This window comes from Tateyamaria sp. (genome assembly GCF_059783535.1).
Genome location: NZ_JBYNDP010000058.1, coordinates 16,001 through 23,522 on the forward strand (window position 1 = coordinate 16,001; position 7,522 = coordinate 23,522).

At 61.5% G+C, this 7,522-nt stretch carries 6 protein-coding genes and 1 pseudogene; 5 read left to right on the forward strand and 2 right to left on the reverse strand.

The genetic code is table 11. The annotated features are described in order from the left end of the window. From AC6RA8_RS12475 to AC6RA8_RS12495, 5 genes and pseudogenes are all read left to right on the forward strand, one after another. Positions 1 to 843: pseudogene (locus tag AC6RA8_RS12475) on the forward strand (carbohydrate ABC transporter substrate-binding protein); the annotation flags it as partial. 183 nt (positions 844 to 1,026) lie between these two features. After that, positions 1,027 to 2,259, forward strand: a complete 1,233-nt coding sequence (locus tag AC6RA8_RS12480; protein WP_500353073.1) for a carbohydrate ABC transporter permease — start codon at positions 1,027 to 1,029, stop codon at positions 2,257 to 2,259. Positions 2,260 to 2,392: 133 nt separating this feature from the next. Next, positions 2,393 to 3,607, forward strand: a complete 1,215-nt coding sequence (locus tag AC6RA8_RS12485) for a carbohydrate ABC transporter permease (RefSeq protein ID WP_500353074.1) — start codon at positions 2,393 to 2,395, stop codon at positions 3,605 to 3,607. Between the two features lie 8 nt (positions 3,608 to 3,615). Beyond that, on the forward strand, positions 3,616 to 4,869 hold the full coding sequence (locus tag AC6RA8_RS12490) for an MGH1-like glycoside hydrolase domain-containing protein (RefSeq protein ID WP_500353075.1): 1,254 nt from the start codon (positions 3,616 to 3,618) through the stop codon (positions 4,867 to 4,869). Positions 4,870 to 4,872: 3 nt separating this feature from the next. After that, complete coding sequence (locus tag AC6RA8_RS12495; RefSeq protein ID WP_500353076.1) at positions 4,873 to 5,925, forward strand: ABC transporter ATP-binding protein; 1,053 nt, start codon at positions 4,873 to 4,875, stop codon at positions 5,923 to 5,925. Positions 5,926 to 6,008: 83 nt separating this feature from the next. Here AC6RA8_RS12495 and otnC read toward each other — a convergent pair whose 3' ends face one another. Both otnC and AC6RA8_RS12505 read right to left on the reverse strand, forming a co-directional pair. After that, the gene (gene otnC / locus AC6RA8_RS12500; RefSeq protein WP_500353077.1) at positions 6,009 to 6,659 is read right to left on the reverse strand and encodes a 3-oxo-tetronate 4-phosphate decarboxylase; all 651 of its coding nucleotides are present in this window, start codon (positions 6,657 to 6,659) and stop codon (positions 6,009 to 6,011) included. Beyond that, positions 6,656 to 7,522, reverse strand: an 867-nt coding sequence (locus tag AC6RA8_RS12505) for a four-carbon acid sugar kinase family protein (RefSeq protein WP_500353078.1), incomplete at its 5' end; no start/stop codon positions are given. The genes AC6RA8_RS12505 and otnC, both read right to left, overlap by 4 nt.

The following is a 7,522-nucleotide window of genomic DNA, read 5'->3' on the forward strand; positions in this document are numbered from 1 at the left end:
GAAGCACTGCACAACCCGCCAGAGATGTACGGTTTTGTCGCCGCCACCAAGGTGGACGAGAATTTCATGTCCCAAGTGCTGGAGCACGTCTTCCTCGCCAACGGGGTCAGCCCGGTCGGCGATGATGGCTTCAAGGAACTGGATGCTGCGGCCACAACGGAAGTGCTGGATTTCTACAAGGCCATCGCCAAAGCCTCGCCTCCGGGTGAGCTGTTCTGGAAGCAATCGCGCGAGATCTATTTTGCGGGCGATGCAGCCATGATCATCTGGTCGCCCTTCATCTTGGATGAACTGGCCGGTCTGCGTGACAGCGCCGCCCCGACGATCAACGATGATCCCACCACGAAAGAGCTGGCGGCTAAAACCGGCATCGTGACCAACTTCGCCGGTCCGTCGAACCCCGATGGCGCGGCATGGGGTGACGTACGGTACTTTGGCATTACCAATGATGCGGACACCGAAGTGGCACAGGCCTTTGTCGAGTTTTCGATGAATGATGGCTACATGCAGACGCTGTCCATCGCGGCCGAGGGCAAGTTCCCTGTCCGCACTGGCACGGCGGATGAGCCCGGCAAGTTTTCGGCCGCATGGTCGGAAATCCCGGTGGGTGTAGATCGCAAGGCGCCCATGAAGGATCTGTATGCCGCAGAGATGCTGGACGAGATCGTGGGCGGTCTGAAAGTCGCGCAGCGCTGGGGCGTCGAGGAAGGGCAGCTGTCGCTGGCCTCCAAGATGATCAACAGCCAGGCGATCAACCGGATCGTGCGTCAGTACATTGACGAAGAGATCGACGCCGCCGCCGCCGTTGCCGCGATGAACAGCGAGCTGTCCTCGATCAACTAGAACGGAATCGTGTCCATGAGCCAATCGAGTATCAGAATGCGCGTTCGAGGTTGGCATCACGCCGACCGAGAGGCAGCGTATTCTGATGCACGAAACACGATTTCTGATCAGGCCCTCCCATAGGCTTGGAGGGGGCGGGTCCGCCTGCCCCCTCACCCCCAACCCCTCATTCAGAGACATCCCATGACGGTCCCTACTCCACCGACCACCCGTGGTGCGCTTGAACGCCGCGAGGCGCGGCTGGCCTGGTCCCTGCTGCTGCCCACGATCACCATCGTGAGCCTTGTGATCATCCTGCCGCTGCTTGCGATCTTCTGGATCAGCTTCAAGCCCGTGGGGCTGGCTGACCTGCGCCCCGTGGCCCCTGTGATCCGCGAAAGCCTGCGCGAGCGATCCGGCGAGATGGTGATCGAATATCGCGTCCGCAACTCGTCCCAGCAGAAAGAGATTGCAGGACTGAGCTTTACCGACACGCTGCATGACGGTGTGAAGTTGGGCGCTCTGCCCGAGCAATGTTCGGTCGATGGCGGCGCGCTGCGCTGTGAGTTCGGCGATGTGCCGGGCGGGTTCAATGAACGTATCCGCATTCCGGTAACATTGGACGGGGATCCGGACGCGCTTGAAGAGATTGTCGAGGGGACCGAGCCCGTGGGCGTTGGCTCCGCCGACAACATCCTGACAAATACTGAATTCACGCTCGACAATTTCGCTCGCATCTTTGACGGGGACGAGTTCTGGTCCGTGCTCTGGGCCACCGTGTTCTATACGGTTTTCGGCACCATCGGTGCGCTGGTGATCGGGCTGTTTGCCGCGCTGCTGTTGAACAAGTCGTTCCGCGGCAAAGGCGTACTGCGGGGCCTCTACCTGTTTCCCTATGTCTCGCCCATCATCGCCGTTGCCTTCACCTGGGTCACACTTCTGGACCCGTTCTCGGGCTCGCTCAATGCGCTGCTCATCCAGATGGGCGTGGTCGACAGCCCTATCAATTTCTTCGGCCAGCGCCCGCTTGCCCTGATCATGGTCACGGTGTTCGAGATCTGGCGCTATTTCCCGCTGTCCTTCCTGTTCATCCTCGCACGGATGCAGTCCATCGACACGGATATGTACGAGGCGGCGGATATGGATGGCGCGTCGCCCTTCCAGAAATTCTGGTACCTGTCGCTGCCGATGCTTCTGGGCATTCTGTCGGTCCTTTTCCTGCTGCGCTTCATCTGGACGTTCAACAAGTTCGACGACATTTTCCTACTCACGGGGGGCAATGCGGGCACACGCACACTGACCGTGAACGTGTACGAGCAGGCCTTTGCGATCTCAAATATCGGGGCGGGGGCGGCTGTGGCCGTGGTGATCTTTGCGACCCTGCTTTTGTTCAGCTTTTTCTTCTTCAAGTACATTTCTCAGGAGGAAGGGCTGTGAAGATGGGTGCCGCAAAACACGTTTGTGTCTTGCCGGAGGCGAGCGGGGGGAGCGCGCTGCGCGCGCAAGGGCTCCGCCCTTCGGCCTGCGGCCTCATCCCGCGGTTTATCTGGCGAAATGAAGGAGGATTGGCATGAGCATTCTGCGTCATGGCGCTGTGACCGGTGCGCTGATTGGACTGTTCTGGGCCTTTGTCATCGCTGTCACGGTATCCGTCACCTTGTCCTTCGCCTCGGGTCTTGGTTTTCGGCCCGGGTCCCTGGGCTGCCTGATCCTTGGGTTGGGCGGTGGGCTTGCAGCCATCTACATACGTGATGCGCGACTGGTGATGGGTGGTTTCATCCTGCTCTGCGTTGTCGTCATGTTCACGCCGCTGTCGCCGATCCTGTTTCAAGAGAACGTCCCCGTCCTGTGGCAGCTCATGGCCGTCATCTCCTTTGGTCTTTTCATGATCTGGCCTCTGACCCTGATGCTGGTCGAGGCGCAGCCGGGTCCGCTGTCGCGCCATGCCTTTGAGGATGCGGTGATCCGGTTTCTGACCGGCTTCGGCTACATCATCTTTACGGCCGTCGTGCTGATCCCCTTCTACGTCATGGTCATGACCAGCCTGAAATCGCAGCAGGCGCTGCTGAAAAACCCGCTCGATTTTTCCATCGAATTGAGCCGCGGTTGGGACCTGTTTCGCAGCTACATCGAGCTCTTTGGCCAGTTCAATTTCGGGAGTTACCTTTGGACCAGCTTCTATGTTTCGGTCCTGACGGTGCTGATCACGCTGCTGTTCTCCGTCCCCGGCGCCTATGCCGTCGCACGGCTGCGGTTCAAGGGGCGGGCGGCGTTTTCCCGGTCGATCCTGCTGATCTACATGGTCCCGATGATCGTTCTGGCGCTGCCGATCTATATCGCCTTTTCGATGACGGGTTTGCGCAACACCATTCCCGGGCTGCTGATGATCTATCCGGTCACCACGATCCCCGTGGCGCTTTATATGCTACAGGGCTATTTCCGCGGCCTGCCGGGCGAGGTCGAGGAAGCGGGCCTTATGGACGGCCTCAGCCGTCTGCAAGTGATCTGGAAGATCACCCTGCCCCTGTCACTGCCCGCGATGGTGTCGGTATCGCTTTATGTCTTCATGATCGCCTGGAACGAGTTCCTGCTGGCCTTCATGCTGCTGGACGATCCGTCGAAATTCACGCTGACCCGTGGGGTCGCGATGTTGAACTCCTCTGAAATTCCGCGCCAGCACCTGATGGCAGGCGCCGTGATCGCGACGATCCCGATCATGGCCCTGTTCCTTGGGCTGGAACGCTTCATGACGAAAGGGCTGACCGCCGGGTCGGTAAAAGGATGATGCGAGACATGACATCCACGGACATGCGCGACGAAGAAGCCCGCGCAATTCTGAAACGCAATGACAAGGGCGGGTACACGATCCCGACCTCGGGCCTCTATCCCTACCAGTGGAACTGGGACAGCGCTTTTGCTGCCGTGGGGTTTGCCGAGTTTGACATCGAGCGCGCCTGGGCCGAAATCGAAACTCTGTTCTCGGGCCAGTGGGACAACGGGATGGTGCCGCATATACTGTTCCATGTGCCGGACGAAGGGTATTTCCCGAACCACGATGTCTGGCAGGGGACTGGACCGATCCCGTCCTCAGGCATCAGCCAGCCGCCGGTGGCCGCGACCATGGCACGGATGGTGCTGGACAAAGACACCGACCTTGGCCGGGATCGTGTCGCCGCGCTTTATCCCAAGATGGTTGCGTGGCACCGCTGGTTCATGGATTGGCGGTTGGATCAGGGGGCCGTTTGCATCACCCACCCGTGGGAAGCGGGCCGCGACAATGCCCCGGATTGGGATGCCGCGATGGCTGCGATCACACCCGATGGCGTTGGAGAATACACGCGCCGCGACACGACCCATGTGGACGGTTCCATGCGGCCCACGAAATACGACTACGACCGCTACATCTGGCTTGTGCAGCGCGGTGCGCGTCTGAAATGGGACGAGGCCACAATGCTGGAGGGAACGCCTTTCCGCGTGGCCGACCCCACGATGACTTTCATCCTGTTGCGTGCCACGCGTGACCTGATCGCCATGGGCGAGATGCTTGATGAGGATGTGAGCGAGTTGCAGGACTGGATCAAAACGCTCGAAGCCGGTGCGCAAACACTTTGGAACCCCACGCTTGGATGTTTTGATGGCCGTGATGTCGTTGGTGGCAGCTGGGCCGGGTCCATTTCGAACGCATCCTTCCTGTGCTGGTATGGCGGCATCGACCACCCGGATATGCGGACCCGTCTGGCCGAGGTGATGGCCCTTTCGAAATACGGTGTTCCCTCCTTGACCCCGGATGATGACCGCTTTGATGGCAAGCGCTATTGGCGCGGGCCGGTCTGGGCCATCATGAACATGATGATCGGGACAGGCTTGGCGGATTTCGCATTGCCTCAAGGCGAAGCGTTGCGCAGCAACACGGCTGACCTGATCGCGGAACACGGCTTTGCCGAATATTTCGACCCCCGCGACGGGTCGCCGGCAGGTGGCAGCACTTTCACATGGACGGCGGCCGTTTGGCTGGCCTGGGCCTCTCCAAACAATCAAGGAGCCTGAGCAATGGGCGCGATCACTCTCAACGCTGTCGAGAAATGGTATGGCGAGGTGCAGGTCATCAAGGGCGTCAACCTGGCGATCAACGATGGCGAGTTCATTGTCTTTGTTGGCCCGTCGGGCTGCGGCAAGTCCACGCTCTTGCGCATGATCGGGGGGCTAGAAGACATCAGCCGGGGCTCTCTGCTGATTGACGGGCAGGATGTGACCGATCAACCGCCCAGCAAGCGTGGATTGTCGATGGTGTTCCAGTCCTACGCGCTCTACCCGCACATGTCGGTGCGAGACAATATGGGTTTCTCGCTGAAGACGGCTGGCGCGCCCAAGGCCGAGATTGCCGAGAAAGTGGATGCGGCTGCCGAAACGCTGAAACTGGATCAGTATCTGGAGCGTCGGCCCAAGGACCTCTCGGGTGGGCAACGTCAGCGGGTGGCCATTGGCCGGTCCATCGTGCGCGAACCGACGGCCTTCCTGTTCGATGAGCCGCTGTCGAACCTCGACGCAGCACTACGGGTCGAGATGCGCTACGAGATTTCCAAGCTGCACCAGTCCCTGTCCGCCACGATGATCTACGTCACCCATGACCAGGTCGAGGCGATGACCCTCGCCGACCGGATCGTGGTGCTGGATGCAGGCCGGATCATCCAGGTCGGCACGCCGCGCGAGCTGTACAACCATCCCGGCAACGTGTTCGTGGCCCAATTCATCGGCAGCCCGAAGATGAATGTGTTTGGATGCGAGGCGTCAGGCGACAGTTACACCGTGCCGGGGGGCCGGACGGGTCCGTATCCTGTGGGACCGGGCGCGACCCAGATGGGCATCCGGCCAGAACACATCCTCGTGGGCGCTTCGGGCACGGGGCAATGTGATGGCACGGTCGATGTGATCGAGTATCTGGGCGCCGACACGTTTGTGCTGATGGATTGTGGCGCTGCAGGTCAGATCAATGTGCGGATCTCCGGCGATGCGGATTTGAAAGTGGGCGATGTGGTTGGCCTCAGCTTTGATGCGGAGCGCACGCATTTCTTTGACGCCGACGGGAACACGATCAACACCTGAGCCGCTGAGCTCCCGGCACGGAATCAAGGGCGGCAGCCCGCCGTGCCAGCGCCGAACCGCCCCCCGGGGCGGCGCTGGCACGGCTAATCGTCCCACTGAACGTCAAACTTGGTCACCACCGCCCGGACCTGATCCTCGGTCAAGCCCTGCGGCTGCATCCCACGGGTCATCAACGCCAACCGTGCGGTGTCCTCCAGCTCTTCAATGGCATTGCAGGCGGCCTCCACATCCTTGCCTGCAACCACTGGCCCATGGTTGGCCAGCATCACCGCTGACCGCTTACCCGCCAGGCCCCGCACGGCCTCGCCCATTGCCGGATCGCCGGGCAGGAAGAAGGGCAGAAGCTGCACCTTGCCCAGCTTCATGATGCCATAGGGGGTGAGGGGCGGCAGGAAGTTGCCCGCGTCCGCGCATGGCAGCATCGACAGCGCGACCGAGTGGCAGGAATGCAGATGCACCACGGCCCCGGCAGTGCTGCGCGTGTCATAAAACGCCGTGTGCAGGGGCATTTCCTTCGTAGGCTTATCCCCAGCTACATGCGCACCCGACGCATCGAACCGGCTCAACCGACCCGGATCCAGCCGCCCAAAGCTCGTCCCCGTAGGCGACACCAACAGCCCGCCATCCTCCGTCCGGGCCGAGATGTTGCCGGTCGATCCGTGGGTCAGCCCCCGGTCGAACAAGGACTTGGCCAGCAAGCACATCTGTTCGCGCAACGCGCTTTCTTCACTCATGCCTGCAACACCCGATCCGCTTTTTCAAAGAAGTCTTCGGCCCCGAAATTACCCGACTTCAACGCCACGACCAGATCGGGCCCAGCGCGCAGCGCAGGCACACCGGGATCAATCTCTGGCCCGATGTCGAGCGTATCAAGCGCCAGCCCCTCGACCACCGCACCTGACGTCTCGCCCCCAGCCGTGATGATCCGGGTTGCCCCACCGTCCCGCACCGCGCACGCCACATCGGCAAAAAAGCCCTCCAAAGCTTCTGCCGACCGGTCACGGCCGAACTGATCCTGCACCTGACGCACCACTTCCGGGTCGGCAGAGGAATACAGCAACGGCACGCCGTCCTGCGCCAAGGCCCACGCCGCCGCATCGCCCGCGGTCAAGCGCCCCTCGATCACATCCGCCGCCACAACCTCACGCGCCGGATGGCGGGCGGCGTGATAAGCGACCTGCGCCCGCGTCGCGATGGAACAAGAACCGGACAAGGCGACGGCCCGACCACCCTGCCCTGTCCACGGCACGGCTCCGGCCACACAACCAAAGTTCGCAGGCAGGCCCAGCGCCACACCCGACCCGCCGGTGATCAGCGGCAAGTCCCGTGCAGCGGCACCAATGGCACGCAGGTCCTCATCCCGGATCGCATCCACCACGATATGACGCTTGCCCGCCTCATGCTCTGCCTGCAACGCTCCACGGATCGCATCCGCGCCCGCAAAGACCGAGGCAGCCGCCACATGCCCCACATCATAACGAGACTGCGGGGCCAGCCAGCGCCGCAAATCCGGATCGGTCATCGGCGTCAGCGGATGGTTCTGCATCCCGCTCTCACTCAGCAGCACATCATTCACAAACAAATGCCCCTGATACAC